General features: G+C 64.0%; 28 protein-coding genes. 22 read left to right on the top strand and 6 right to left on the bottom strand.

The genetic code is table 11. From position 1 onward, the window contains the following. Window positions 1-106 precede the first annotated feature (106 nt). Together MTX23_RS33010 and MTX23_RS33005 are read right to left on the bottom strand one after the other, a co-directional pair. Entirely contained in the window at window positions 107-631 is a 525-nt protein-coding gene (locus MTX23_RS33010; RefSeq protein ID WP_280974246.1) for a prepilin peptidase, read from the bottom strand. 169 nt (window positions 632-800) lie between these two features. After that, complete coding sequence (locus MTX23_RS33005; protein ID WP_044587508.1) at window positions 801-965, bottom strand: Flp family type IVb pilin; 165 nt, start codon at window positions 963-965, stop codon at window positions 801-803. 280 nt (window positions 966-1,245) lie between these two features. Here MTX23_RS33005 and MTX23_RS33000 point away from each other — a divergent pair, with 280 nt between their 5' ends. The 3 genes from MTX23_RS33000 to MTX23_RS32990 all read left to right on the top strand — a co-directional run bounded on the left by MTX23_RS33000 (window position 1,246) and on the right by MTX23_RS32990 (window position 4,828). Further along, on the top strand, window positions 1,246-2,073 hold the full coding sequence (locus tag MTX23_RS33000) for a sterol desaturase family protein (protein ID WP_280974245.1): 828 nt from the start codon (window positions 1,246-1,248) through the stop codon (window positions 2,071-2,073). A gap of 24 nt (window positions 2,074-2,097) precedes the next feature. Beyond that, on the top strand, window positions 2,098-3,543 hold the full coding sequence (locus MTX23_RS32995; RefSeq protein ID WP_280974244.1) for a hypothetical protein: 1,446 nt from the start codon (window positions 2,098-2,100) through the stop codon (window positions 3,541-3,543). Window positions 3,544-3,607: 64 nt separating this feature from the next. Continuing rightward, a complete protein-coding gene (locus MTX23_RS32990) occupies window positions 3,608-4,828 on the top strand; it encodes a glycosyltransferase family 87 protein (protein ID WP_280974243.1) in 1,221 nt (406 codons plus the stop codon). Between the two features lie 50 nt (window positions 4,829-4,878). Here the strand turns inward: MTX23_RS32990 and MTX23_RS32985 are convergent, their stop codons facing one another. Further along, window positions 4,879-5,976, bottom strand: a complete 1,098-nt coding sequence (locus tag MTX23_RS32985; RefSeq protein WP_280974242.1) for a phosphatase PAP2 family protein — start codon at window positions 5,974-5,976, stop codon at window positions 4,879-4,881. Window positions 5,977-6,444: 468 nt separating this feature from the next. Here MTX23_RS32985 and MTX23_RS32980 point away from each other — a divergent pair, with 468 nt between their 5' ends. The 3 genes from MTX23_RS32980 (at window position 6,445) to MTX23_RS32970 (ending at window position 8,237) form a co-directional block, all read left to right on the top strand. Next, window positions 6,445-6,888: a pilus assembly protein N-terminal domain-containing protein gene (locus MTX23_RS32980; protein ID WP_280978302.1), complete on the top strand. Its 444-nt coding sequence runs from the start codon at window positions 6,445-6,447 to the stop codon at window positions 6,886-6,888. A gap of 171 nt (window positions 6,889-7,059) precedes the next feature. Then, on the top strand, window positions 7,060-7,602 hold the full coding sequence (locus MTX23_RS32975; protein ID WP_280974241.1) for a TadE family protein: 543 nt from the start codon (window positions 7,060-7,062) through the stop codon (window positions 7,600-7,602). Next, window positions 7,602-8,237, top strand: a complete 636-nt coding sequence (locus MTX23_RS32970; RefSeq protein WP_280974240.1) for a TadE/TadG family type IV pilus assembly protein — start codon at window positions 7,602-7,604, stop codon at window positions 8,235-8,237. Before MTX23_RS32975 ends, MTX23_RS32970 begins: the two co-directional genes overlap by 1 nt. A 206-nt stretch (window positions 8,238-8,443) precedes the next feature. On the opposite strand, the gene MTX23_RS32965 is transcribed toward MTX23_RS32970, so the two are convergent. The 3 genes from MTX23_RS32965 to MTX23_RS32955 form a co-directional block, all read right to left on the bottom strand. Further along, entirely contained in the window at window positions 8,444-8,656 is a 213-nt protein-coding gene (locus MTX23_RS32965; RefSeq protein ID WP_016842648.1) for a cold-shock protein, read from the bottom strand. A 266-nt stretch (window positions 8,657-8,922) separates the two neighbouring features. Further along, on the bottom strand, window positions 8,923-9,213 hold the full coding sequence (gene infA / locus MTX23_RS32960; protein ID WP_066515688.1) for a translation initiation factor IF-1: 291 nt from the start codon (window positions 9,211-9,213) through the stop codon (window positions 8,923-8,925). Window positions 9,214-9,237: 24 nt separating this feature from the next. Next, window positions 9,238-10,659: a DEAD/DEAH box helicase gene (locus tag MTX23_RS32955; RefSeq protein WP_280974239.1), complete on the bottom strand. Its 1,422-nt coding sequence runs from the start codon at window positions 10,657-10,659 to the stop codon at window positions 9,238-9,240. Between the two features lie 526 nt (window positions 10,660-11,185). Between MTX23_RS32955 and urtA the strand changes: the two genes are divergently transcribed. The 16 genes from urtA (at window position 11,186) to MTX23_RS32875 (ending at window position 26,119) form a co-directional block, all read left to right on the top strand. After that, window positions 11,186-12,514, top strand: a complete 1,329-nt coding sequence (urtA, locus tag MTX23_RS32950; protein WP_280974238.1) for an urea ABC transporter substrate-binding protein — start codon at window positions 11,186-11,188, stop codon at window positions 12,512-12,514. A gap of 215 nt (window positions 12,515-12,729) precedes the next feature. Further along, window positions 12,730-14,289: an urea ABC transporter permease subunit UrtB gene (urtB, locus tag MTX23_RS32945; protein ID WP_280978301.1), complete on the top strand. Its 1,560-nt coding sequence runs from the start codon at window positions 12,730-12,732 to the stop codon at window positions 14,287-14,289. Next, entirely contained in the window at window positions 14,286-15,455 is a 1,170-nt protein-coding gene (urtC, locus tag MTX23_RS32940) for an urea ABC transporter permease subunit UrtC (protein WP_280974237.1), read from the top strand. The genes urtB and urtC overlap by 4 nt, the downstream gene beginning before the upstream one ends. Window positions 15,456-15,459: 4 nt before the next feature. Next, a complete protein-coding gene (urtD, locus tag MTX23_RS32935) occupies window positions 15,460-16,221 on the top strand; it encodes an urea ABC transporter ATP-binding protein UrtD (protein WP_280974236.1) in 762 nt (253 codons plus the stop codon). Between the two features lie 4 nt (window positions 16,222-16,225). After that, window positions 16,226-16,921, top strand: coding sequence for an urea ABC transporter ATP-binding subunit UrtE (gene urtE / locus MTX23_RS32930; protein WP_280974235.1), 696 nt, complete (start codon window positions 16,226-16,228; stop codon window positions 16,919-16,921). A gap of 53 nt (window positions 16,922-16,974) precedes the next feature. Further along, a complete protein-coding gene (locus tag MTX23_RS32925) occupies window positions 16,975-17,910 on the top strand; it encodes an urease accessory protein UreD (protein ID WP_280974234.1) in 936 nt (311 codons plus the stop codon). Window positions 17,911-17,934: 24 nt separating this feature from the next. After that, window positions 17,935-18,237 (top strand): urease subunit gamma, encoded by a 303-nt coding sequence (locus tag MTX23_RS32920; protein WP_212396654.1) that lies wholly within the window; start codon window positions 17,935-17,937, stop codon window positions 18,235-18,237. A 110-nt stretch (window positions 18,238-18,347) separates the two neighbouring features. Next, window positions 18,348-18,653, top strand: a complete 306-nt coding sequence (locus tag MTX23_RS32915; RefSeq protein ID WP_280974233.1) for an urease subunit beta — start codon at window positions 18,348-18,350, stop codon at window positions 18,651-18,653. A 178-nt stretch (window positions 18,654-18,831) separates the two neighbouring features. Continuing rightward, entirely contained in the window at window positions 18,832-19,386 is a 555-nt protein-coding gene (locus MTX23_RS32910) for an HD domain-containing protein (RefSeq protein WP_280974232.1), read from the top strand. Window position 19,387: 1 nt separating this feature from the next. After that, window positions 19,388-21,103, top strand: a complete 1,716-nt coding sequence (ureC, locus tag MTX23_RS32905; RefSeq protein WP_280974231.1) for an urease subunit alpha — start codon at window positions 19,388-19,390, stop codon at window positions 21,101-21,103. 49 nt (window positions 21,104-21,152) lie between these two features. Then, entirely contained in the window at window positions 21,153-21,452 is a 300-nt protein-coding gene (locus tag MTX23_RS32900; RefSeq protein ID WP_280974230.1) for a putative quinol monooxygenase, read from the top strand. 24 nt (window positions 21,453-21,476) lie between these two features. Continuing rightward, the gene (locus tag MTX23_RS32895; protein WP_280974229.1) at window positions 21,477-21,776 is read left to right on the top strand and encodes a putative quinol monooxygenase; all 300 of its coding nucleotides are present in this window, start codon (window positions 21,477-21,479) and stop codon (window positions 21,774-21,776) included. A gap of 149 nt (window positions 21,777-21,925) precedes the next feature. Next, entirely contained in the window at window positions 21,926-22,570 is a 645-nt protein-coding gene (ureE, locus tag MTX23_RS32890; RefSeq protein WP_280974228.1) for an urease accessory protein UreE, read from the top strand. Further along, a complete protein-coding gene (locus MTX23_RS32885; protein WP_280978300.1) occupies window positions 22,551-23,288 on the top strand; it encodes an urease accessory protein UreF in 738 nt (245 codons plus the stop codon). The genes ureE and MTX23_RS32885 overlap by 20 nt, the downstream gene beginning before the upstream one ends. Before the next feature lie 196 nt (window positions 23,289-23,484). Next, on the top strand, window positions 23,485-24,132 hold the full coding sequence (ureG, locus tag MTX23_RS32880; RefSeq protein WP_280974227.1) for an urease accessory protein UreG: 648 nt from the start codon (window positions 23,485-23,487) through the stop codon (window positions 24,130-24,132). Window positions 24,133-24,454: 322 nt separating this feature from the next. Further along, window positions 24,455-26,119: an HWE histidine kinase domain-containing protein gene (locus MTX23_RS32875; protein WP_280974226.1), complete on the top strand. Its 1,665-nt coding sequence runs from the start codon at window positions 24,455-24,457 to the stop codon at window positions 26,117-26,119. The last annotated feature ends 175 nt before the right edge of the window (window positions 26,120-26,294 follow it).

The following is a 26,294-nucleotide window of genomic DNA, read 5'->3' as shown; positions in this document are numbered from 1 at the left end:
CACCGCGACGCTGCCGCCGCCGTGATGGGAGTTGACCAGCTATTCGTCAAAGCATGGTTAATGAGGCGTATCTAAATCGCCTTAACGGGCGGTTACCCCGTCTTTCTCAGCCCATGGCGAGGTGAGCGAGATCAATCGTCTTGATCCAGACGGTCTCCGGATAGACCAGCAATGCGCCGAGCGCGAGCGCGATGCCGTAAGGGATGCCGGTCTGCTTGTCGTGCAGGCGGGCGAGCCAGGCCTGGGAGGCGAGCAGGTAGGGCAGCGGCCACAGCCTGAACTGCAAGAGCAGCACGGTCAGCGCGCCGCCGAACAGCGATGCAAGCACCAGGTATTCGAGCAGGTGATCGAATCCGAACCAGAGCCCGACGGCCGCCGCGACCTTGGCGTCGCCGCCGCCGACCCATCCCATCGCGAACATGCCGAACGCCACCGCGAGCACCAGCGCGCCGGCGCCGGCATGGCTGAGCATATCGTGGAGCCCCATCCCGGTCAGCGGTGCCAGGATCGCGAAGCCGGCGAGCAGCGCCAGCGACACTCGGTTCGGGATCGTCATGGTCAGGAGATCGCTCGCCGCCGCGAAAGCCATCAGGGCCGGAAACAGCATCAAGCGCGCGATGTCGAGGATCATGGATGAAACGCCATCAAGCTGGAGCTGAGGTCGAAATCCGAGGCTAGCGGCCAATGGTGAACAATCGGGAAAAGATCGTCCGCGGCCTTCGCAGACGGCGGACGATGGTCTCGGAATAGCAAAGGTCCCGGGAACGCCGGGACCTTTGAGGCGAGCTTCCCGAAACCGCTTACTTGAGCGAGGTCGAGATCGAGGTGAAGGTGGTGGACAGCGCCTTGCCGACGCCGTTCACCGCAGCGATGATCGCGATGGCGATACCGGTTGCGATCAGGCCGTACTCGATGGCGGTCGCGCCGGACTCATCCTTCACGAAGCGCGAAACAAGGTTCTTCATAAATGGCTCCTGTGTACACGTGGCTGGTCGAACTACATTTGGTCTGGCCGGCGTTCTCAGCACCGTGACCATTGCGGCACCCTATGTTTCGACAATTTCGGCGCAGTTAATTTGATCGCGCAAAAGCGGGACGAACCCGCAGTTGTTGCGCACAGTAAATTTGGCATTAAGCCGATCGCGAAAATTGCGCGTTGTTGCCGGACGTCAGAAGTTGATGAGGATTCACAGGTCTTTAAGCGCAGGTCGATACCCATGAGACTTGCCATTGGACGGGACCGCCATGCCCACGCTTCCCCTTGAAGTCATCGAGATGCTCGGCCAGACCATGATCAAGGTCGTGCCGATCACGATCATGCTAGCGATCGTCTTCACCGTGCTGACCCACTTCTGGGCCTGCAATCCCGGCAAGCCCTGGTGGCAGAAGCGCGAGCTCGTCACCGACATCTGCTACTGGTTCTTCGTGCCGGTGTTCGCGCGCGTGTTTCGCATCGGGCTGCTGGTGGTCGGCGCCGCGGCCGTATTCAACGTGCATGGTGCCGACGAGCTGATCGCATTCTACGACAACGGACACGGCCCGCTGTCGAAGCTTCCGCTGGTGCTGCAGGCGATCATCTTCCTGGTCGCCTCCGACTTCATGCTCTATTGGCTGCACCGGATGTTTCATGGCGGCGACTTCTGGAAGTATCACGCGATCCATCATTCGTCCGAGGATCTCGAGTGGATTTCGGCCGCGCGCTTCCATCCCGTCAATCTCTTGATCGGCACGATTTCCGTCGACGTCATCCTGCTGATGGCGGGCATCTCGCCGAACATCATGCTGTGGGTCGGCCCGTTCACCACATTCCACTCGGCCTTCGTCCATGCCAACCTGAACTGGACGCTCGGTCCCTTCAAATACGTGATCGCGACGCCAGTCTTCCATCGCTGGCATCACACCGCCCTCGATGAGGGCGGCGACACCAACTTTGCCGGCACCTTCCCGATCTGGGATATCCTGTTCGGAACCTTCCGGATGCCCGACAATGTGCTGCCCGCGGATTACGGCGCCGATGACAAGGCAATTCCGACCGAGATCGGCGGACAACTGGCCTATCCGTTCCGTCAATGAGTTGATTGACCAGCGCATGCTGCCATGAGCTCAGAGATCGCAACCATTCCACGGGAGAGAGCCTCGGTCTTCGGCGAGGTGCCCGCGTGGTTTCTGGTGGCGTGCGGCGTCTACGCGCTGCTGTTGCTCGCCGGCAGCAAGCTGCTCGCCGATTCCGACACCTACTGGCAGATTGCCGTGGGCCGGTGGATTCTCGATCACGGCACGGTGCCTTCGGTCGATATCTATTCGTTCACCAAGGCCGGCGAACCATGGATGTCGTCGTCCTGGCTTTCGCAGGTTCTGTATGCGAAGGCCTACGATCTGGCCGGCTGGGCCGGCCCCGCGGCGCTGGCCGCGATCTGCATCGCTGCCGCGTTCGCGGAGCTCACCGCCATTCTGAGCGGCCGGATACCTGCGACCTATGCGAGCGTCGTCGCGCTCGCCGCGTTGGCGCTGTCGACGCCGCATCTGCTGGCGCGCCCGCATGTCCTCGTGCTGCCGGTCATGATCGCCTGGACTAACGGCCTGATGGGCGCCAGCGAGCGCCGCCGGGCGCCTTCGTTCTGGCTGCTGCCGTTGATTGCGCTCTGGGCCAACCTGCATGGCGGGTTCCTGTTCGGCCTGGTGCTGGTCGGTGCATTCGCGCTCGACGCCATCTGGAATGCCGCGCCGGCGCAGCGGCCATCGCTGGCGCTACGCTGGTTGGCTTTCGGGGTCGGCGCGCTGGCCGCATGCTGCGTGACACCCTATGGCTGGGGTTCGATCCTGGCTTCGCTGAAGATTCTGGGTCTCGGTGAACTGCTGCATCTCATCGGAGAATGGATGCCGGCGGATTTCGGCCATATCGGCGGATTCGAGTTTGCCGTTCTCGCTCTGATCGCCGCGGCGCTCTACGGCGGCGTGAGGCTGCCGCTGCCGCGGATCGCCCTGGTGCTCGGCCTGCTGTACATGGCGCTGTCGCACGTCAGGAATATCGAGATCTTCGCGCTGTTGTTGCCGATGGTCGTCCTGACGCCGGTGGCGTCCCAATTCGGCTTGCGCGCGGCAGGCGTGGTCCGGCTCAGGGCCGCACCGGCAGCGGTGTTGCTGGTTGCACTTTGCGTTTCGACCTGGGCTGTTGCCAGCAGCGAGCGTATCGCGCCGCCGCCCCCGCAATCGCCTGCGGCCGCGGTGGACGTGTTGAAGGCGCGCAATGTCAAGCAGGTCCTCAACGACCTCCCGTTCGGCGGCTATCTGATCTGGCGGCAGGTGCCGGTGTTCGTCGACGGTCGCGCCGAGCTGTATGGCGAGACGTTCGATATCGCCTATTACCGTGCGCTGCAGCTCAAGGATGTCGATCGCTTCATCGATCTGCTCCGCACCTACGATATCGACGCAGTGATGCTCGAGCCGACGACGCCTGCGGTCAAACTGCTGGACCGGATTGGCGGCTGGCAGCGTGTCTACGCTGACGATCACGCGGTGGTTTATGTGCGCACCGCCGATTGAGCAGGCAGCCGTTGCCGCCGCATCGATGCCGGCGCGTTTCCATTCGGCAGGATCGGGCACGAGCTTGGCCGACGCTGGAAACGACGGCAGGCAAGACATCCTGCGGCCGCCTGTGGTCGTGCTCGTCGTCGGCCTGGTGACGTCGGTCTATGTCTGGGCCATCCTCGCCACGACCATTCCCTATCCGGGCAGGATCGGGCTCGACCACAACACCCTCGGCACCGACTGGATGGTGTTCTGCGGCGCGATCCGTTCGGTCCTTGATGGCAACGTGTCGCTAATCTTCGACGGTGATCGGTTCACCGGCTTTCTCAATACAGCGTTTGCAGGCTGGCTCTCCAAACCGCTGGAATTCCGGCCGTGGGCCTATCCGCCAAGCTTTCTGCTGCTGCTTCTGCCGTTCGCCCCGCTGGGGTTCTTTGGCTCCTATGCGGCGTTCCAGGCTGCGAGCGCAGGCCTGATGGCTGCCGCGCTGCGGTTGAACGCGGCCGGCTCGGCGTCACCTGGAATTCTTCTGGCGATGGCCCTGCTGTGTCCGGCATCGGCGGTCAATGTGATCGATGGACAGCTCGCGTTCCTGGTCGTCGCGCTGATCGTCGCCGGCTTGGGGCTTCTCGAGGCGCGCCCGGTTTTGTGCGGGTTGACGTTGGGGCTGCTGACGTTCAAGCCGCAATTCTGCCTTCTGGTCCCGCTGGCGCTGATCGCCGCCGGACAGTGGCGCGCGCTGTGGGCGGCCGGTCTGTCCGCGCTCGCCATGGCCGTTGCGAGCGGCCTGATCTTCGGGTGGGACCTGTGGCTTCGCTGGTACCCCCTCATGATCGACAATCTGGTCCGGCCCGATGCGAAGTGGATCGAGTACGGCCGCATGTGGGGCAACAGCGTCTACACATGTGTCGGCCTGCTTGGCGCTCCGCCGCGGCTGGCCTCGGCCATCCAGCTTGCCGCGATGATCGGCGCTGCGGCCTCTGTCGTTCTCGCCTTCCGCTCACGGCTAAGCACGATGGAGAAGACGGCCGTCTTTCTGGCGGCCACGGTGCTGGCCGCGCCGCATTCCGGCCCCTATGACCAGGTCCTGCTGGTGGTGGCGGCGGCGTATTGGCTGATGACGCAAGGGCGCGCGCAGCCGGTGTGGTGCTGGATTCTGATGTTCATGATCTGGCTGGTGCCGATCGTCAGCCCGCCACTTCTCTTTGTCCCGGGCCGCTTGGCTCCGTTGCTGACGGTCATGCTCATCGTGCTTGCGCTTCGCCGCGCGGCGCCGATGCTGGAGCCGCCAGCGCGGTAGACCTCGCTGAGGTGCGATGCGACCCCGCGTCCCGGCATTGCCTCGATCGATCAAGCGCCAGTGGCGTATGCGTCCTGTTCTGGAGCGGGCGTCGCCGTATTCTGGCGACGGACCAGGAGGATTGCGCCGATGGTCAGCGCGCCGCCCGCCAGCACATCGGAGAGGTGATGACCTCCGACGGGCATCGTCGCCAGGATCATCGTCGCATTCACGATGAGCACGGGGATCAGGAGCCAGCGCGTATCGCGCGCCGCGTAGATCGTTATGAGGCCCAGCATGGTGTGAAACGAGGGAAAGCTGACGATCCCGTCAGGTGTCGAGAGGTCGATGATGGAGAGTGTTCCATCGCGCAGCATGAGGAAGGTTCGCAGAAAGGGCCACATCTCGCCCAACGCCGAGAAGTTCGCAAAGAGCTGCGGAGCGGGATGGAAATATGCGAAGGCGCCAGCGGCCGGAACGAGTGCCATGCCAATGCACACGGCGACCGTGCTCAGGCTCAGAACGGCCATGAATTCCGTGATCCTGTCCCCGCGGCGTCGTAGAACAAGCGAGATCAGGACCAAGTTGGAGAGGGGACCTATCGCATTGTAAGCCCTGGCCAGCAGATTCACGACGAGCGGGCTGGAGTTTGTCGCTTGTAGAAAGCTTAGCCAGTCAAAGCCAAGCAGGCGATCGACATGCGCCAGCACATTGTCTCTCAAGGGTAAGTTCGCGGCGGTGATCAAATAGGTCAGTGTGACCCCCGTGAGCAGCAGCCCGCCGATGGGCAGGCTGGTGCGCCACAGCAGTTCGGTTAGAAGCAAAACCCCTCGCAACAGAATCGCTGGTCGACTTTGGTCCCCGGCAAGGCGGCTGTGTGCAACGGCGATAAAGATACCGGCGAACGCGCTGCAAGCGACGCATTTCAGAATTATCGTCCAGTTAGAAGGAGCGAACGAAAGCCCTGAGCTTTGCAGCCAGATCACGTCGACAAGGGCGTATCCGACGACGCAGGACCAGACGATGGCCATGTGACGCTGCGCGACTGCGCCATAGTCGCTGAACATGAACCAGCGTCCAAGGGCTGGTCGAACCCGGATCGGATCCAGGGTGAGGCCGCGCACGCCAGCGCTGGCGGTGGGCTTCTCGATCCCGGATATCGACGACACGTGGTGCCCTCGCTGTTGCGGCTCCCGCAGAAGTTGCTGCCAGACTCTTAAGATTGCTATAACCCTGCAACGTGCGCTCAATGGCGCCGCAGCCGGACGTCGGATGCGTCATCGTGGGTCTTGAGCACCGTATTTTTGCGGTTCGTTGCGACGGCCGCTGGCCGGACCGCAAAGGCGACGACGATGTTGAACCCACCGATCCAGATCGCCGGGATGCTGGGCCGGGGTGTCGCCGTTGCCCGCGTCTGTCGCACCGGATTTCCGCTCCGGAAGTCGCGACATCCGCTCAATTGGCGGAGCGATTTTTGCTCTTCTTAAATGAATTGCGGTCAGATTTGCCGCGTCGGGCGCCGGTCCGCTGCGTATCGCTTTTGCCGGCTTGTCAACGTCCCGGGGTAGAGTATGTCGTTTCAGTCCCAGCGTATTCGCGCCGTCACGCGCGTCGGATTCGTCTCCCTCGCCGCAGTCATGCTGCTGTGGCCCGCCGTCTCCACGGCTGCGCCAGATCCCGACAGGATCGCGGTCAATGTTGACCAGGCCAAACTGGTCAAGCTGCCCTCGGGCATCGCCACCATCGTCGTCGGCAACCCGCTGATCGCTGACGTGACCCTGCAAAATGGCGGCGTCGTCGTCGTCACCGGCAAGGGCTATGGCGCGACCAACTTCATCGCGCTCGACCGCACCGGCCAGGTGCTGGTGGATCGCCAGATCCAGGTCGAGGGCCCGACCGATCAGCTCGTCACGGTCTATCGCGGGGTCGATCGCGAGACCTACAGCTGCATGCCGGTCTGTCAACGCCGCATCACGCTCGGCGACGGCGAGACCTACTTCAAGGCGACGATGGACCAGGCCGGCACGTTGAGCAGCCAGGCCTCCGGCTCGGGCGCCGCCGCGGCCAAGCCGACCAACTGACCCCTCATTGCTCCGGCGTATCCTCGACGCCGGCGCCGCGGTCGGTCGCGGGCCGGCAATCCGACACGGCTAAGATTGGCTTAACGGAACGGGTCGCTCTGTCTCGATCCGGCGAAACACTTCAACAATGAGTCTTCAGTAGTCGTTGCCGCCAGTCATCCGGGGTCGTTGATGCCGCCGCCCGCTCGTTCTTCCCTAAAACTCCTCCGACGCTTTCGCCGCAATCGCCGCGGCTCGGCCGCCGTCGAATTTGCGCTGATCGCGCCGCTGTTCTTCGGGCTGCTCTTCGCGATCATCGAGACGGCGATGACGTTTTTCGCCGGCCAGGTGCTGGAGACGGTGACGCAGGACTCCGCGCGCATGATCATGACCGGTCAGGCCCAGAAGGCGGCGCTCACCCAGGCGCAGTTCAAGAACTACGTCTGTAGCAAGATCAACGTGCTGTTCGATTGCGTCAACGGAATCTACGTCGACGTCCGTAGCTACCCGGCGAACCAGTTCGGCTCCGTCAAGATCACCCCGCCGATCGACTTGACCGGAAACTTCCTCCCGACCATGCAGTACAGCCCCGGCGGCGCCGGCAACATCGTCGTGGTCCGCCTGTTCTATCAATGGCCGCTGTTCGTGACCGGGCTCGGCTTCAACGCCGCCAACCTGAACAACAACAAGCGGCTGCTGACGGCGACCGCGGCCTTCAAGAACGAGCCCTTCTGATGCGAAACGTGCAGCGGACATCTTGGCTCCGGCTCTGCCTGCGCGACTTTGTGCGCGACGGACGCGGGCTCGCGGCCGTCGAATTCGCGATGGTGTTGCCGCTGATGCTGGTGATGCTCTTCGGCACCGTCGAGTTTTCGTCCGGCGTCGCCGTGGATCGCAAGGTGACGCTGATCGCGCGAACGCTGTCTGATTTGACCTCGCAGTCGACCTCGGTGGCGGACAGCGACCTCAGCAACTTCTTCAGTGCCAGCATCGGCATCATGACGCCCTATGATCCGACGCTCACGAAGGGCACATTGTCGGAGATCTACATCAACTCCTCGAAGGTCGCGCGGATACAATGGAGCGCGGCTGGGGTCCTGACGAGCGGCTCTACGCAGGCGACGTTGACGACCTCGACCCGCAAGGTGGGTGACGTCGTGACCAGTATTGTTCCGTCCGCGCTGCTGATTCCGGGCACCTATCTGATCTTCAGCGAGGTGAGCTACACATACAAGCCGACGGTCGGCTACGTGATGGCACCGGCCGGCATCACGCTCAGCGACGTCGCCTATACCCGTCCCCGGCAGTCGCTGTGCGTATTGTATACGGCGAGCTCCGGAACCGCGCAGACGACTTGTCCGACCACTTAGAGCGTTTTCGAGCGAAGTGGACACCGGTTCGCGTGAAGAAAACGCGTCAAAACTAGAATCTAGGGCTTCGGTTCTGATTCTATCAGAACCGAAAATGCTCTAGGCCGCAGCCGTTCGTCCGCTCGACAAAAAAGGCCGCATCCGAGGAAGCGGCCTTTGTTGTCTTGACGCAATTTCCTGGAGCTTCGCGCGTCCGGGAAATCGGCTTATCCAGCGGCGCGGAGATTGTCGGCCGAGGATTTGCCGGAACGGCGGTCAGCCACGATCTCGTAGGAGATCTTCTGGCCTTCACGCAGAGTGCCAAGGCCGGCGCGCTCGACGGCACTGATGTGCACGAACACGTCGTTCCCGCCTTCATCCGGCTGGATGAAGCCATAACCCTTGGTCGCGTTAAACCACTTCACGGTTCCCATGCTCACGTGGGTAGTCCCTTCTCAGATAGACAGTTCAAAACCCGCTTGGTCGGCGGGGTGGTGAGATCGAATTTTTGGAAGGGTCGTCAGCGTCTGAACCGGCTGTACCGGTGTTAGCTAATGTCGTCCGGCCGAAAATCGATAACCAATATTATTCGATAGAACGGTTCAAAACAATCCTGACGTGCGCGATTTTTTGGCCGGCGGCGCGCCGGCCATTTATCGCGCAGGACATCGGGATGTCACGCGCGCAGCAGTTGCAAAATTTTCCCTCAGCGGCGGCGGAACTGGCCGCCGCGCTGCTGGCCGCCCCGCGGCGGACCGCCGGGGCTGCTCGGGCGCTCATCCTTGTGACGGAAAATCAGTCGGCCCTTTTCGAGGTCGTAGGGCGACATCTCGATCGTCACGCGGTCGCCGGCCAGCGTCTTGATGCGGTTCTTCTTCATTTTGCCCGCGGTGTAGGCAACGATCTCGTGTCCGGCATCGAGTTGGACCCGATAACGAGCGTCGGGGAGGATTTCGGTCACCAGTCCTTCGAACTGGATCAGCTCTTCCTTAGCCATGTGTTTCTCCAGATCGAGCGACGGCTAGTGCTGCGGTTGCTTGTTGCGGTTGGGTTGCGGTTTCGGCCGGCTCTCGCGATGCAAGAAGGCGACGCCCTGAATGCCTTCGCTGCTGCCGGTCTGCGACGGACGTAGCGACTCGCCCCGGTTCGTCTGCGGTGCGCTATTATTACCACCTCGACGGCGGCGGCGGCGAGGGCCTTTTGCGCCTGGAGTGGCCTCATTCCCGCGGACATTATGTGCGCGTGGCGCAGAGCGGCCGCCCCGGTGCGGTTGGGAAGGAGGCTGCGCCGGCGTCGCGGCGTCGCGGTTGCCGGGCGTACGGCGGTCCTCCCGCGGCAGCGCGATGCGGATCAGCCGCTCGATATCGCGCAAATAGCCCATTTCCTCGGCGCCCGCGATCAGCGAGATCGCGACCCCGTCGGCGCCGGCACGCGCGGTGCGGCCGATGCGGTGGACGTAGGTTTCCGGCACGTTGGGCAGGTCGAAATTCACGACATGGCTGATGCCGTCGACGTCGATGCCGCGGGCGGCGATATCGGTCGCCACCAGTGTGCGGACTTCGCCGGAACGAAACGCCGCCAATACGCGTTCCCTATGGTTTTGCGATTTGTTGCCGTGAATGGCGTTGGCCTCGATGCCGGCCTTGGCGAGGCCCTTCACCACCTTGTCCGCGCCATGCTTGGTGCGGGTGAAGACCAGGGCGCGGTCGACCGGCTCCTGCTTCAAGAGCTGGGCCAGCACCGCCGGCTTGGCGGCGAAATCGACCTGGATCACGCGCTGGGCGATCCGGTCGGCGGTCGAGGACACCGGCGTCACCGCCACGCGAGCGGGGTCGCGCAGCATCGCCTCGGCGAGTTCGGCGATGTCCTTCGGCATGGTGGCCGAGAAGAACAGCGTCTGCCGCCTGATCGGCAGTTTGGCGACGATCTTCCGGATGTCGTTGATGAAGCCCATGTCGAGCATGCGGTCGGCCTCATCGAGCACCAGGAACTCGACCTGGTTGAGCTTCAACCCGTTGCTCTGCACGAGGTCGAGCAGGCGGCCGGGGGTGGCCACCATGACCTCGACGCCCTGCATCACGGCGCGGACCTGGCGGCCCATCGGCACGCCGCCGATCGCGAGTGCCGAGGTGAGGCGGACGTGGCGGCCATAGGCGTTGAAGCTGTCGAGGATCTGCCCGGACAGCTCGCGGGTGGGCGAGAGCACCAGCACGCGGCAGCTCTTGGGCTGTGGGCGGACGCGGTTCTCGAGCAGCCGGTGCAGGATCGGCAGGGCGAAGGACGCCGTCTTGCCGGTCCCGGTCTGGGCGATGCCGACGACGTCACGGCCAGCGAGCGCGGGCGGGATGGTCTGGGCCTGGATGGGGGTCGGCGTGAGATAGTTTTCTTCTCGAAGCGCGCGGGCGATGGGATCGGCAAGGCCGAAATCCTGAAAGGAGGTCAAAAGGTTGGTCTTTCCATAAAAGCAGTCGTCGTCCCGGCTGGTATCGCCGGGATCGCACGAGGGCGTCGGGACACCCGCGTGTCTAGGGCATCTAGCTTGGTTGGCTGATAAGGCGAGCCAGAAGCCGTTGGGACGGCCAGGAACACGCAGCTCGCGGGTCGCTCCGCGATTCTCGCGGGCACGCCGCTGATATGGCCCAGGAACACGGCGCTTTCAAGATGCTGCAAATGCGAGGTTAGAGACCGCCCGATCGTCGCGCAGACCGTCGCAAATCCATGCCGGAAATTTAGCCAAAACGCCAATATTGCTCATGAAATAATCAGTCTGCTCTTTCGGCATTCATTCGCGCAGCCCAATGAATGAGCAGCTGATTTCCGTATTTCCCCGGAACTCGCGAAATTATCCAGCCGGTTCATTGGCTTAATGGGCGTGCAAGCCGTGGCACGGTTCTTGCGATTCTCTTAACCGCAGGCGGCCAGACGGCCGTTTCGCAGCGTTCACGCCTGCGTCAGGGAGATGACATTTCATGCCTACTCAGCTTACTCACGATATAGCGACGATGACCCGTCGCCGCGCCCTCGCGGCGACTGCCGGCCTGGTTTTGGGGCTGGCTGCGTCCTCGCCGTTCTCGCCCGCGCAAGCGGCCGACGACACCATCAAGGTTGGCGTTCTCCATTCGCTCTCCGGCACCATGGCCATCAGCGAAACCACGCTGAAGGACACGATCCTTTTCCTGATCGATGAGCAGAACAAGAAGGGCGGCGTGCTCGGCAAGAAGCTCGAGGCCGTCGTGGTCGACCCCGCATCGAACTGGCCGCTGTTTGCGGAAAAGGCGCGCGAACTGATCACCAAGGACAAGGTCGCGGTCGTGTTCGGCTGCTGGACCTCGGTGTCGCGCAAGTCCGTGCTCCCGGTGTTCAAGGAGTTGAACAACATCCTGTTCTATCCCGTGCAGTACGAGGGCGAAGAGTCCGAGCGCAACGTGTTCTACACCGGTGCGGCGCCGAACCAGCAGGCGATCCCCGCCGTCGACTATTTGATGAAGGAAGAGAAGGTGAAGCGCTGGGTGCTTGAAGGCACCGACTACGTCTATCCGCGCACCACCAACAAGATCCTCGAAGCCTATCTGAAGTCGAAGGGCGTTGCGCCCGCAGACATCATGATCAACTACACGCCGTTCGGCTTCTCCGACTGGCAGACCGAAGTCTCCAAGATCAAGACCTTCGGCTCGGCCGGCAAGAAGACCGCGGTGGTCTCCACCATCAATGGCGACGCCAACGTTCCGTTCTACAAGGAACTCGGCAACCAGGGCATCAAGGCGACCGACATCCCGGTGGTCGCGTTTTCGGTCGGCGAGGAAGAGCTCGCCGGCATCGACACCAAGCCGCTGGTCGGCCATCTCGCCGCCTGGAACTATTTCGAGTCGATCAAGACCCCGGCGAACGAGAAGTTCATCAAGGACTGGCAGGTCTACACCAAGAACCCGAAGCGCGTGACCAACGACCCGATGGAAGCGCACTACATCGGCTTCAACATGTGGGTGAAGGCGGTCGAGAAGGCGGGATCGACCGATCCGGACAAGGTGATCGACGCGCTCCCGGGCATCGAGACGCCGAACCTGACCGGCGGCGTGGCCAAGATGCTGCCGAACCATCACATCACCAAGCCGGTGTTCATCGGCGAGATCAAGGGCAACGGCCAGTTCGACGTGGTCTGGAAGACCCCGGGCCTGGTGGCCGGCGACGCGTGGTCGAAGGAGCTCGAAGGCTCCAAGGACCTGATCGGCGATTGGGTCGGCAAGAAGTGCGGCAACTGGAACACCAAGACCAACAAGTGCGGCGGCCAGGGCTCCTGATCCGAAGCATGATCCGGAAAAGTGCGTAGCGGTTTTCCGAAAAGATCATGCTCAAACAGGAACTCCTGATCTGATCCACGACACAACACAAACTTCCAAGACACCGGAGAAGGCGGCATCGCTCGCCGCCTTCTCCCCACACTCCTGCCGGGGTTATCGACGTGCTTGTTCATTGCTTTGATCGCGTTCGCGCGCTGTTTCTATCCGTTCTGCTGCTGACCTGCCTTGTCGTGCCGGCGCTCGCCGGGCCGTTCGAGGACTCGGTCGCCAAACTCGCCAATGACGACTTCTCCGACACGGAGGCCGCGATCGGCGAGGTCGCGTCCTCAGGCAATCCGCTGGCGTCGGCGATCCTCGGCGCGCTGCAGGATGGCCGGCTGTCGGCCGATCCGGACACCAAGAAGGTCTTCGTCACGCGGAGTGACGGCAAGATCATCGACGCCGCAACCGGGGCCGCCGTCGACAAGCTGCCGGACAACGTCGCGGACGTCCGCGTCAACAATCGCCTGCGCCGTAGCATCGAGGCCGCGCTCGGCGGCCTGACGCTGCTGTCGTCGGATCCGGCCAAGCGCCTCGCCGCCGCGCAATCGGTGTTCAAGAGTCATGAGGAGAACCTGCTGCCGACGGTGGAAAGCGCGTTTGCCAAGGAGACCAACAAGTCGATCAAGCAGGCCTTTGCCGAGGCGCGCGCCGCAATCATCCTGTTCAAGTCCGATGCGTCCGACAGCGACAAGCTCGACGCCGTGGCCGTGATCAAGGCGCGCGGCGACCAGGAGGCGCTGGCGCTGCTCAACGACGTCGGCACCGATCAGCCGCCGCTGGTCGCCAAGGCGGCCGCGAGCGCGATCTCGTCGATCCAGAGCAACCTCGCAATGTGGTCGGCGGTGCAAAACGCCTGGTACGGCATCTCACTCGGCTCGGTGCTGCTGCTCGCCGCGATCGGGCTTGCCATCACCTTCGGCGTGATGGGCGTCATCAACATGGCCCATGGCGAGATGGTGATGCTCGGCGCCTACACCACCTTCGTGGTGCAGGAGGTGATCCGCAGCCGCTATCCCGGCCTGTTCGACTATTCGCTGTTCATCGCCGTGCCGCTCGCCTTCCTGGTCGCGGGCGGCATCGGCGTGTTGATCGAACGCACCATCATCCGCTTCCTCTACGGCCGGCCGCTGGAAACGCTGCTTGCGACCTGGGGCCTGTCGCTGGTGTTGCAGCAGGCGGTGCGCACGGTGTTCGGCCCCACCAACCGCGAGGTCGGCAACCCCTCCTGGATGAGCGGCGCGTTCGAGCTCGGCCAGATCACCATCACCTATAACCGGCTCTGGATCCTCTGCTTCACGCTTGCGGTGTTCGCCGTCCTGCTCGCAATGCTGCGCTACACCGCGCTCGGGCTCGAGATGCGCGCGGTGACGCAGAACCGGCGCATGGCGGCCTCGATGGGGATCGCGACCTCGCGGGTCGATGCGCTGACCTTCGGGCTCGGGTCAGGCATCGCCGGCATTGCCGGCGTGGCGCTGTCGCAGATCGACAATGTCAGCCCCAATCTCGGCCAGAGCTACATCATCGATTCCTTCATGGTCGTGGTGTTCGGCGGCGTCGGCAATCTCTGGGGCACGCTGGTCGGCGCCTTCACGCTCGGCATCGCCAACAAGTTCCTCGAGCCGGTGGCCGGTGCGGTGCTCGGCAAGATCGCGATCCTGGTCCTGATCATCCTGTTCATCCAGAAGCGGCCGCGCGGCCTGTTCGCGCTCAAGGGACGGGCGGTGGAAGCATGACCCCGCACATCCTCACCCGTTCGCTGGACCGCGCCGCGACCAGCTTCATCCTGATCGTCGCCGGCCTCGGCGTGCTGATCCCGCTGTCGAACCTGCTCTTGCCGCAGGGTTCGGTGTTCCACGTGCCGACCTATCTGGTGGCGCTGTGGGGCAAGTACGTCTGCTACGCCATCCTGGCGCTCTCGATCGACCTGATCTGGGGCTATTGCGGCATCCTCTCGCTCGGCCACGGCGCGTTCTTCGCGCTCGGCGGCTACGCCATGGGCATGTATCTGATGCGCCAGATCGGCAGCCGCGGCGTGTACGGCAACCCGATCCTGCCCGACTTCATGGTGTTCCTGAACTGGGACACGCTGCCCTGGTACTGGTACGGCTTCGACAAATTCTGGTTTGCGGCGCTGATGGTGCTGCTGGTGCCGGGACTGCTCGCCTTCTGCTTCGGCTGGCTGGCCTTCCGCTCCCGCGTCACCGGCGTCTATCTCTCGATCATCACGCAGGCGATGACCTATGCGCTGCTGCTCGGCTTCTTCCGCAACGATTTCGGCTTCGGCGGCAACAATGGCCTGACCGACTTCAAGGACATCCTCGGTTTCAATGTCCAGGCCGAGGGCACGCGCTGCGCGCTGTTCCTGCTGAGTTGCCTCGCGCTGATCGTCGCCTTCGCGATCTGCCGCGCGGTGGTGACCTCGAAGCTCGGCAAGGTGCTGATCGCGGTGCGCGACGCCGAGAGCCGCACCCGCTTCCTCGGCTACCGGGTCGAATCCTACAAGCTGTTCGTGTTCACGCTGTCGGCGTGCATGGCCGGCGTTGCCGGCGCGCTCTATGTGCCGCAGGTCGGCATCATTAATCCGAGCGAGTTCGCGCCCGGCAACTCGATCGAGGCCGTGATCTGGGTCGCGGTCGGCGGCCGCGGCACGCTGGTCGGTGCGGCGATCGGCGCCATCGTCGTCAACTACGCCAAGACCTACTTCACCTCAGGGCCGCTCGCGCCGTACTGGCTGTTCATGCTGGGCGCGTTGTTCATCCTGGTCACGCTCCTCCTGCCCAAGGGCATCGTTGGCACCTTCAATTCCTGGTGGGAGCCCTGGAGGGCGCAGCGCAGCTCGCCCGATGCCGAAAGTGCCGCGCGTGAAGACGGCGTCGGCGCACCGAAGATGGCGGAGTAGGCCGATGAACGTGATGGATACCCGCGCCACCTCGGCCATGCTCTATCTCGACGGCGTGCACGTCTCGTTCGACGGCTTTCACGCCATCAACAACCTGTCGCTGACGCTTGAGCCCGGCGAGATGCGCGCGATCATCGGTCCGAACGGCGCCGGCAAGACCACGATGATGGACATCATCACCGGCAAGACCAAGCCGGACGAGGGCACGGTGCTGTTCGACGGCACCGTCGACCTGACCCGGCTCGACGAGACCCGCATCGCCGAGCTCGGCATCGGCCGCAAGTTCCAGAAGCCGACGGTGTTCGAGAGCCAGACCGTGCAGGACAATCTGCTGCTCGCGCTCAATGTCGACCACTCCGTTCGCGGCACCCTGTTCTGGCGCGGCAGCAAGGCCGAATCCGAGCGCATCGACAAGGTGCTCGAGACCATCCGCCTGACCGACGCGCGCAACCGCCTTGCCGGCAGCCTGTCGCACGGCCAGAAGCAGTGGCTCGAAATCGGCATGCTGCTGGCGCAGGACCCGAAGGTGCTGCTGGTCGACGAGCCGGTCGCCGGCATGACCGATGTCGAAACCCATCTGACCGCCGAGCTGCTCAGGGAGATCAACAGGAACCACACCATCATGGTGGTCGAGCACGACATGACCTTCGTCCGCGAGCTCGGCGTCAAGGTGACCTGCCTGCACGAGGGCTCGGTGCTGGCGGAGGGCACCATCGATCAGGTGTCGTCGAACGAGCGGGTCGTCGAAGTGTATCTGGGGCGATAAAGCGATGCTGAAGGTCGACAACATCAACCTCTACTACGGCGCGGCGCAGGCCTTGCGCGGCGTCTCGCTGACCGCCGAGCCCGGCAAGGTGACCTGCGTGCTTGGGCGCAACGGCGTCGGCAAGACCTCGCTGTTGCGGGCCATGGTCGGGCAGTATCCGATCGCCTCGGGTGCGATCAATTTCGACGGCAAGGACATCACCGCGCTGAAGCCCTATGAGCGGGCGCGGCGCGGCATCGGCTTCGTGCCGCAGGGCCGCGAGATCTTTCCGCTGCTGACCGTGGAAGAGAACCTGAGGACCGGCTTCGGTCCGCTGAAGCGCGAGGACCGCAACATCCCCGACGACGTGTTCTCGCTGTTTCCGGTGCTGGAGACCATGCTCGGCCGCCGCGGCGGCGACCTCTCCGGCGGCCAGCAGCAGCAACTCGCGATCGGCCGTGCGCTGGTGATGCGGCCAAAGCTCCTGCTGCTCGACGAGCCGACCGAGGGCATCCAGCCCTCGATCATCAAGGATATCGGCCGCGCCATTTCCTATCTGCGCAACCTCGGCAACATCGCGATCGTGCTGGTCGAACAATATCTCGACTTTGCCTGCGAACTCGGCGACAGTTTTGCCGTGATGGACCGGGGTGCGGTGAAATATGCCTGCGACCGCGCGAACCTCGATCTCGCCGAGGTCAGCCGCCAGATGGCGCTGTAATGCAATCTGACGCCGCAATGAGCGGCACGGGGATTAAGGGAGCGTCGGGGCGGATGCGGAGCGAACTCGCGGGAGCGGCTTCAGCGACATTTGCGGCGAACCGCGCCCAGGGCGCGGTCAGGTTCGGCGTGCACCTCAAGGACGGCGTCACCCGGCGCGGCGACCTGCACGAGTCGGGCTCGCTGCGTGTCCGCTTCCCGTCACCGGAGGACGAGGGTCTGTCGGCCATGTTCGTCAACACCGCCGGCGGCATTGCCGGTGGCGACCGCTTCGACATCGCGATCTCGGCCGGCGAGGGCGCCCGCGTGACGCTGACCACGGCGGCCGCCGAAAAGGTCTATCGCGCACCGGCAGCGTTTTCGAGCGAAGCGGGTACCGGTTCGCGTGAAGAAAACGCGTCCAAACAAAATGAGAGCATGGTGCGATCCAACCGGATTGCACCATGCTCGATCGCAGCGGCGCGGCTCGACATCGCGCTGAAGGCCGACACAGGCGCGCATCTGGCCTGGCTGCCGCAGGAGACCATCCTGTTCGACCGCGCCCGTATTCACCGCCGCTTCGACATCGACCTAGCCGATAATGCCTCGCTCTTGCTCTGCGAGATCGTGGTGTTCGGCCGCGCCGCGATGGGCGAGACCATGCGCCATGGCGAGTTCGTCGACCGCTGGCGGATGCGCCGCGGCCGCCGGCTGGTGTTTGCCGAGACGGTCCGTCTCGACGGCGAGATCGGCGAGAAGCTCGCCAGGCCCGCGATCGCGGGTGGCGGCACGGCGATCGGCACCGCGCTGATCGTGCCGGGCGATGCGGCGCTGGTCGAGCGCATCCGCGAGGCATCGGACAACTTCGGCGGCGAGGTCGGCATCTCCGCCTGGAATGGCTTTGCAATGGTGCGCTTCTGTGCCCAAGATGCCGCCCGGCTCCGCGCCGACATGATGACGGTGCTGAGCCGTGCCTCCGCCGTGACGCTGCCGCGGCTGTGGCTCAACTGAATTCCTGAACGACAGAGTGCTCGCATGAATTTGTCTCCCCGCGAAAAGGACAAACTCCTGGTCTCGATGGCGGCCATGGTGGCGCGCCGCCGGCTCGAGCGCGGCGTCAAGCTGAACCATCCCGAGGCTGTCGCGTTGATCACCGACTTCATCGTCGAGGGAGCCCGTGACGGGCGCACGGTCGCCGAGCTGATGCAGGCTGGCGCCAAGGTGCTGACCCGCGACCAGGTGATGGCCGGCATCCCCGAGATGATCCACGACATCCAGGTCGAGGCGACATTCCCCGACGGCACCAAGCTCGTCACCGTGCACGAGCCGATCCGATAGGACAGCCGTCATTCCGGGGTGGCTGCAAGGCCGAACCCGGAATCCAGCGATTGTTGATCGAGATTCCGGGTTCGATGCCGCGCATCGCCCCGGAATGACAGGAGAGACAAATGATCCCCGGCGAACTCTTCATCGAAGACGGCGAGATCGAGCTCAATGCCGGCCGCAAGACCGTGACGCTGTCGGTCGCCAACACCGGCGACCGGCCGATCCAGGTCGGCTCGCACTATCATTTCTTCGAGACCAATCCGGCGTTGAAATTCGACCGCAGACGCGCCCGCGGCATGCGCCTCGACATCGCCGCCGGCACCGCGGTTCGCTTCGAGCCGGGCCAGACCCGCGACGTCCAGCTCGTGGCGCTCGCCGGCAAGCGCGTGATCTACGGCTTCCGGGCCGAGGTGAAGGGCAAGTTGTGATCCGGGCAAGACACGCCGTGATGTCAAGTGAGGTGAGCACGCTGGCCGGGCTCCCTCCCCCCTTGCGGGGGAGGGCTGGGGAGAGGGGTAGGCTCCGAGCGCCGACCGAAGAGATTCGGCAATCTGGTGCAAAGTGGATTTGCAACCTGCGCCACTGCCGAGGAGCACTGTAGCCGTCATGCTCCCCGCGATCCGCCTGATCTCCGAAGCCGCCGAGTTCGCTGCGCGCCGTCACAACGGGATGGCGCGCAAGGGGCGGGGGAGCGAGCCCTATATCAACCATCTCGCCGAGGTCGCGAACCTGCTCGCCGCCGTCACAGATGGCACCGATGCCGAGCTGGTGGCGGCCGGCTGGCTGCACGACACCATCGAGGACACCGGGACCACGCGCGAGGAGCTTGCGCGTGAATTCAGCGAGCGCGTCGCCTCGCTGGTCGTCGAGTGCACCGACGACATGAGCCTGCCGAAGGCCGTGCGTCGGCAAAGGCAGATCGAGGATACCCCGCACAAATCACCCGCCGCCAAGCTGATCAAGGCTGCCGACAAGGTCAGCAATATCGGCGCCCGGATCGTTCCGCATCCAAGCAGGGACGAGCGCGACGACCTCGCCGATTATGCAGCCTGGGCCAAGAAGGTGGTCGCAGGTTGCCGGGGGATCAATCCGCGGCTTGACCGCATTTTCGACGACACCATCGCGCGCGCGAGGGCTGCGCTGGCTGAAGCAGGGGGCTGACATGGCCGTGAAGATCAAGCGTTCCGTCTATGCCGACATGTTCGGTCCCACCACCGGCGACAAGGTGCGGCTCGCCGATACCGATCTGATCATCGAGGTCGAGAAGGATCTCACCACCTATGGCGAGGAGGTGAAGTTCGGCGGCGGCAAGGTGATCCGCGACGGCATGGGGCAGTCGCAGGTGACCAATGCGCAAGGCGCTGCCGACACCGTCATCACCAACGCGCTGATCGTGGACCACTGGGGCATCGTGAAGGCCGACGTCGCGATCAAGGACGGGATGATCGCCGCGATCGGCAAGGCCGGCAATCCCGACATTCAGCCCAACGTCACCATCGTCATCGGCCCGGGTACCGACGTGATCGCGGGCGAGGGCAAGATCCTCACCGCGGGCGGATTCGACAGTCACATCCATTTCATCTGCCCGCAGCAGATCGAGCACGCGCTGATGTCCGGCGTCACCTCGATGTTAGGGGGCGGCACCGGCCCGTCGCACGGCACCTTCGCCACCACCTGCACGCCCGGCCCGTGGCACATGGGGCGGATGATCCAGTCGTTCGACGCTTTCCCGGTCAATCTCGGCATCTCGGGCAAGGGCAATGCGTCGCGCCCGGCGGCGCTGGTCGAGATGGTCAAGGCCGGCGCCTGCGCGCTGAAGCTGCATGAGGACTGGGGCACCACGCCGTCGGCGATCGACACCTGCCTCTCGGTCGCCGACGATCACGACGTCCAGGTGATGCTGCACTCGGACACGCTGAACGAATCCGGCTTCGTCGAGGACACGGTGAAGGCATTCAAGGACCGCACCATCCATGCCTTCCACACCGAAGGCGCCGGCGGCGGCCATGCGCCTGATATCATCAAGATCGCCGGCCTGAAGAACGTGCTGCCGTCCTCGACCAATCCGACCCGGCCGTTCACCCGCAACACCATCGACGAGCATCTGGACATGCTGATGGTGTGCCATCACCTCGATCCCTCGATCGCCGAGGATCTCGCCTTCGCCGAAAGCCGGATCCGCAAGGAGACCATCGCCGCGGAAGACATCCTGCACGACCTCGGCGCGCTCTCGATGATGTCGTCGGACTCGCAGGCGATGGGCAGGCTCGGCGAAGTCATCATCCGCACCTGGCAGACCGCCGACAAGATGAAGAAGCAGCGTGGCGCCCTGCCGCAGGACAAGGGCAACGACAACGACAATTTCCGCGTCAAGCGCTACATCGCCAAATACACCATCAACCCCGCGATCGCGCACGGCGTGTCGAAGCTGATCGGCTCGGTCGAGAAGGGCAAGCTCGCCGACCTCGTGCTGTGGTCGCCGGCCTTCTTCGGCGTCAAGCCGGACTGCATCATCAAGGGGGGCTCGATCGTGGCCGCTCCGATGGGCGATCCCAACGCTTCGATCCCGACGCCGCAGCCGGTGCACTACCGGCCGATGTTTGCCGCCTTCGGCAAGTCGCTCACCGCGTCATCGGTGGTGTTCACATCGAAGGCCGCCGTCGCGGGCGGCCTCGCTCGCAAGCTCGGCACGGCCAAGAAGCTCTACGCGGTGCAAAACACCCGCGGCAAGATCTCCAAGAAGAGTATGATCCACAACGATGCAACCCCCGAGATCGAGGTCGATCCCGAGACCTATGAGGTACGCGCAGACGGCGAGCTGCTGACCTGCGCGCCGGCGGAGGTGCTGCCCATGGCACAGCGTTACTTTATGTTCTAAAACCCCTCCCGGTATCTGAAACCAGAAGAGAAAACCGGGAGGAATTTCCGTGATTTACGTCGTTGCCACGCTGACCATCAAGCCCGAGACCCGCGCCGAATTCATCGCCGCGGCAACGGCCTGCATCAAGGAGACCCGCAAGGAGCCCGGCAACATCGCCTACGACCTGCACGAGAGCGTCACCGACCAAAGCAAGATGGTGTTCGTCGAGCAGTGGGAAAACGCCGAGGCGCTGGTGCCGCATCGCACCGCCGAGCACATGAAGACGTTCGGCCGGGTCGCGGTGAAATGCATGGCCGCCCCGCCGAGGATCGAGGTGATCACCCCGGAGAAGGTTGACGTCCGCTAGCCAAGAAGAACAAGGAGCCAATCCATGATCTACGTCATTGCCACCACGCCGATGAAGCCGGAGAGCCGCGAGGACTTCATCAAGGGGCACAAGGCCTGCACGGTCGAGACCCGCAAGGAGAAGGGCTGCATCGCCTATGACGGCCATGTCAGCGTCAACGATCCCAACCTCTATGTGGTGGTGGAGCGTTGGGAGAGTCGCGAAGATCTCAATGCGCATGCCCGCGCGCCGCACATGAAGGTGTGGCGGGAATATTCGTCGCAGATGAAGACCGGACCGACGGTGATCGAGATCGTCAGCGACGGCAAGGTCGAGAAGATCTAATGTGTACCTGTTTGGTGGCCTCATGGTTCGAGACGCGCGGCGGCGCCGCGCTCCTCACCATGAGGGTTTGAGACCTCATCCTGAGGAGGCGCGAAGCGCCGTCTCGAAGGATGAAGCCACCGAACGCCGGGATATCAAGGCAGACAAGCATGATTCGCGCGACCAAGGTTCTGGGACAGCACCGCTGGAAGGATACGCCGGCCGACACCGTCGTGCTCGATTTCGATGACCGGCACCGGCGGCGGATGGCGATGACCGGGACGCGCGGGCTTGAGTTCCTGCTCGATCTCGAGAACGCCGTCGCATTGCGCGGCGGCGATGCGCTGGTGCTGGAGGACGGTCGCCTCATCGAGGTGGTCGCCGCTCCGGAGCCGCTGGTGGAAATCCGCGGCAGCGATCCGCATCATCTGATCCGGGTCGCCTGGCATCTCGGCAACCGTCATCTGCCGACGCAGATCATGCCGAAGGGCCTGCGCATCCGCCGCGATCACGTGATCGAGGCGATGGTGAAGGGGCTCGGCGCCCGCGTCATCGAGATCGAAGCGCCGTTCGATCCCGAGGGCGGCGCCTATGCCGGGCACGCGCATGCCGAAGAGCCGCACGCACATGGCCATGCCGGGCACGATCACGCCCACGGCCATGCGCACGATCATGATCATGAACACCATCATGATCACGGCCATCATCACCACGGTGATGGTCATCACCATGGTCATGATCATCAGCAAGACGCGCATTGCGGTCACGACCATCATCACCATCACGACCACTCCCATGCTCATGACCACAAATGAGCCGGATCCCGCCGCTGTCGGCGACGGGATGACGGAAGGTGAGGCGAGGGCGCTGTACCGGCTGATGACCTGGCTGTCGCCGTCGTTCCCGGTCGGCGCGTTCTCCTATTCCAGCGGCATCGAATGGGCGGTGGAGGCCGGCGATATCACCGATGCCGGATCACTCCGCGGCTGGCTGGCCGCGATGCTGACCGACGGCAGCGGATTTTGCGACGGCGTCTTGCTGGCGCAGAGCCATCGCGCGGTGTCCGACCAGGATCATGCCGCTTTGAGCGAGATCGCCGAGCTTGCCGACGCGCTCGTGCCGTCGCGCGAACGGCAGCTCGAGACCACGACGCAGGGGCGCGCCTTCATCGACATTGCGCAGGCCGCCTGGAATTCGCGCGGCCTCGACGCGATCATTGCGGCCTGCGGCGGCCCGATCGTCTATCCGGTCGCCGTCGGCCTCGTCAGTGCGGCACACGGCATCCCGCTCGCGCCGTCGCTGCACGCCTTCCTCCACGCCGTGGTGTCGAACTGGATTTCCGCAGGCAGCCGGCTGATCCCGCTCGGGCAAACCGACAGCCAGCGCGTGCTGGCCGATCTCGAGCCCGATGTCGCCGCGACCGCGCGCCGCGCCGAGGCGGCGTCGCTCGACGATCTCGGCAGCGCGACCTTCCGCGCCGACCTCGCGAGCTTGCGGCACGAGACGCAATATACGAGGCTGTTCCGGTCATGATGCGCGATCGCGCAATGATGCTGGCGCAGCGTCCTCAGCCGTCGTCCCGGCCTAGTGCGCAATTGCGCACGGGGGCCGGGACCTATAGCCACAGGCTCTTGTGGTTATAAGGGCTGGGGCTCCAGCGGCGCTGCCGCAATGAGGTTTGGTGGTAATGGGTCCCGGCTTTCGCCGGGACGACGATGGATGGTTTGACATGCCTACTTCCCACGGTCCGTTGCGTGTCGGCGTCGGTGGTCCGGTCGGCTCCGGCAAGACCGCATTGATGGATCTGCTCTGCAAGGCGATGCGCGAGCGCTACGACATCGCGGCGATCACCAACGACATCTACACCAAGTGGGATGCCGAGTTTCTGGTGCGCTCGGGCTCGCTGACGTCGGATCGTATCGCGGGTGTCGAGACCGGCGGCTGCCCGCATACCGCGATCCGCGAGGACGCCTCGATGAACCTGGCCGCCGTCGCCGACATGCGGGCCAAGTTTCCCAACCTCGATCTGATTCTGATCGAGTCCGGCGGCGATAACCTCGCCGCGACCTTCTCGCCGGAATTGGCCGACCTGACGATCTATGTCATCGACGTCGCCGCGGGCGACAAGATTCCCTCCAAGGGCGGCCCCGGGATCACCCGGTCCGACCTGCTGGTGATCAACAAGATCGACCTCGCCCCCTATGTCGGCGCGTCGCTGGAGAAGATGGATACCGACGCCAGGCGGATGCGCGGCGAGCGGCCCTTCGTGATGACCAACCTGAAGAAGAGCGACGGCCTTGACCGCATCGTCAGCTTCATCGAGACCAAGGGCGGCCTTCGGTCGCAGGCTCCAGGCAAGGCCGCCGAGGCAGGCTAGCGCGTTAATCATTGTGGCACCGCCCGGCTCTCCCCCGTCATCCCCGCGGCAACGTGACGTTGCCGCGGGAGGTGCGCCGCAAAAAAGCTGCGCAATCGCCGGAACAATTTCCCAGTTCACCGATTAGCATGCTCTAGCGTCGCCTCAGATCAGCCAGGTGCCGTGGGCGTTAATGTTGCCGAGCAGCTCTTGTTGCGTACCGATGATCGCTATTCCATATTCCGCTGCGGTTGGCGTTCATCACACCTTGATTTGTTGCCGCCCCGCAGATCTCAGATGAATTCCATCCGCTTTTGCCACCCCCTGATTGCCGAGTAAGCGAGTGGTCCGGCTGGGCTTTATCGTTGCCTTGATCGCGCTGATCGGAGTGCTGCTTTCCGGTCTCGCGGCCTATCGGGTGCACGATCAGGAGCTCGCGCTCGACAGCATCGCACTGGCGCGGGCGATCGACGTCCACGCCAGCTTGGTGCAGGACCGCCTGACCGAGCGTGAGCTGCTGGCGCGGGTGGCTTCGGGCCTGTTCCGCTCTCCGTCGACGGTGAAGGCCAATATGCTGCAGCCGCTGCGCTCGGCGATCTACGCCTTCAAGACCGATTTCGTTGTCGCCGCCTGGATTGCTCGGCTCAAGCCGAATGAGCTGTCGGCGGCGGAGGCGGAGTTGAAAGCCGCGGGCTTCACCAACCCGTCGATCCGCGACTTCGACGATCAGCCGCTTGATCTCAAGGCGCTCGACAGGCCGATCAACGTGCTGATGGATGTCGAGCCGCGCAACCAGGAAACCCTCAGCATCCCGGGCCGCGCCTTCGATCACCACTCGGTGGTCGGTCCGATGCTCGCACGGGCCATGGCAGAGGCCAAGCCGGTCGCGTCGGACCCGATCCCGCTGCTGCGACAGAATGGCCCGGTTGGCGTCGTGCTCGCGGCGCCGGTGTTCCAGGAGCATGCGTCGGAGCCGGCCGGCTTCATCACGTTCTCGTACGAGCTGGCGTCGCTGATGCTGACCAACGACGACGCTTCGCTATTTTCGGTGGCGCTGAAGGATCCTCGCGATTCCAACGATGAGTTCACCGCCAACGAGCAGGGCGTCGTCACCTCGCGCGCGGTGCGCCAGGAAGGGCCGGCGCCATCGATAGTCCGCACGGTGACCTTCGGCGGCCGCGACTGGTCGCTGGACTACTACGCCAAGAGCAACGCCACGATGCGCGCGCAGCAGACCGCGACCATCGTCGCCGCGATCGGACTGGCACTGACCGGTATCGTCTGCGGCCTGTTCGGCTATGTCGCCTACAACAACCTGCGTCTGAGCCGCGAGATCGAAGTCCGGATCGGCTTCGAGCGCCGGCTGACGGCCGTCATCGACGAGCTCAACCATCGCGTCAAGAACATCCTCGCGGTGATCCAGTCGATCGTGACGCGCACGCTGCGCCACGGTTCCGACATCGAGGTCGCGCGCGAGCTTCTGATCGGCCGGATCCACGCAATGTCGAATGTCGTGACGCTGCTCAGCGAGAGCCAGTGGCAGGGCGTCAAGCTGAAGGGCCTGTTCGAATCGCGATCGATCCCGCATGCCGACCGTATCGCGGTGAACGGCCCCGACATCACCGTCAGCGCCCGCGCGGCGCAATCGCTGTCGCTGTTGTTCTTCGAGCTCGCCTCGCATTCCGACGAGGGCCTGTCGCTGGTCGGCAAGCACCCGCACATCGTCGCCAATTGGGAAGTCAACGGCGACGGCGCGGACGCGATCTTCCATTTCCGCTGGGAGGAGTTCAACACCAGCGAGGCCACGCGGCGGCCGGACAGCGACTTCGGCCTGATCCTGCTCGACCGCGTCGCGCCCGAGGCGCTCGGCGGCACCGCGAAGCGCTATTTCACCGACGTCTCCTATGTCTATGAGCTGATCGCGCCGATGGGCACCGTCGTCGACATGACCGAGCGCGACCGTACCGAGCAGTTCTCCGCCCCGGTTCGCCCCGTCAAGGCAAAGTAGCGGCCGGCGGCATCCTGCAATGCCGCAATCATGGGCTGGCGGGGGCTCATTCCGCGTTGCGGCGATGCCGTTATGACGGTCCCTCGGAACTTTCCCGCCGGACACCTGTCGCACTCCCGGTTTTGCAACTCATTGTTAAACCTTCATTGAGCATGCTTGGGGCATATCGAGCAGG

Source organism: Bradyrhizobium sp. ISRA436, assembly GCF_029910015.1.
In the GTDB taxonomy this organism is placed as follows: Bacteria; Pseudomonadota; Alphaproteobacteria; order Rhizobiales; family Xanthobacteraceae; genus Bradyrhizobium.
This window is presented reverse-complemented; position numbering and strand designations above follow the sequence as displayed.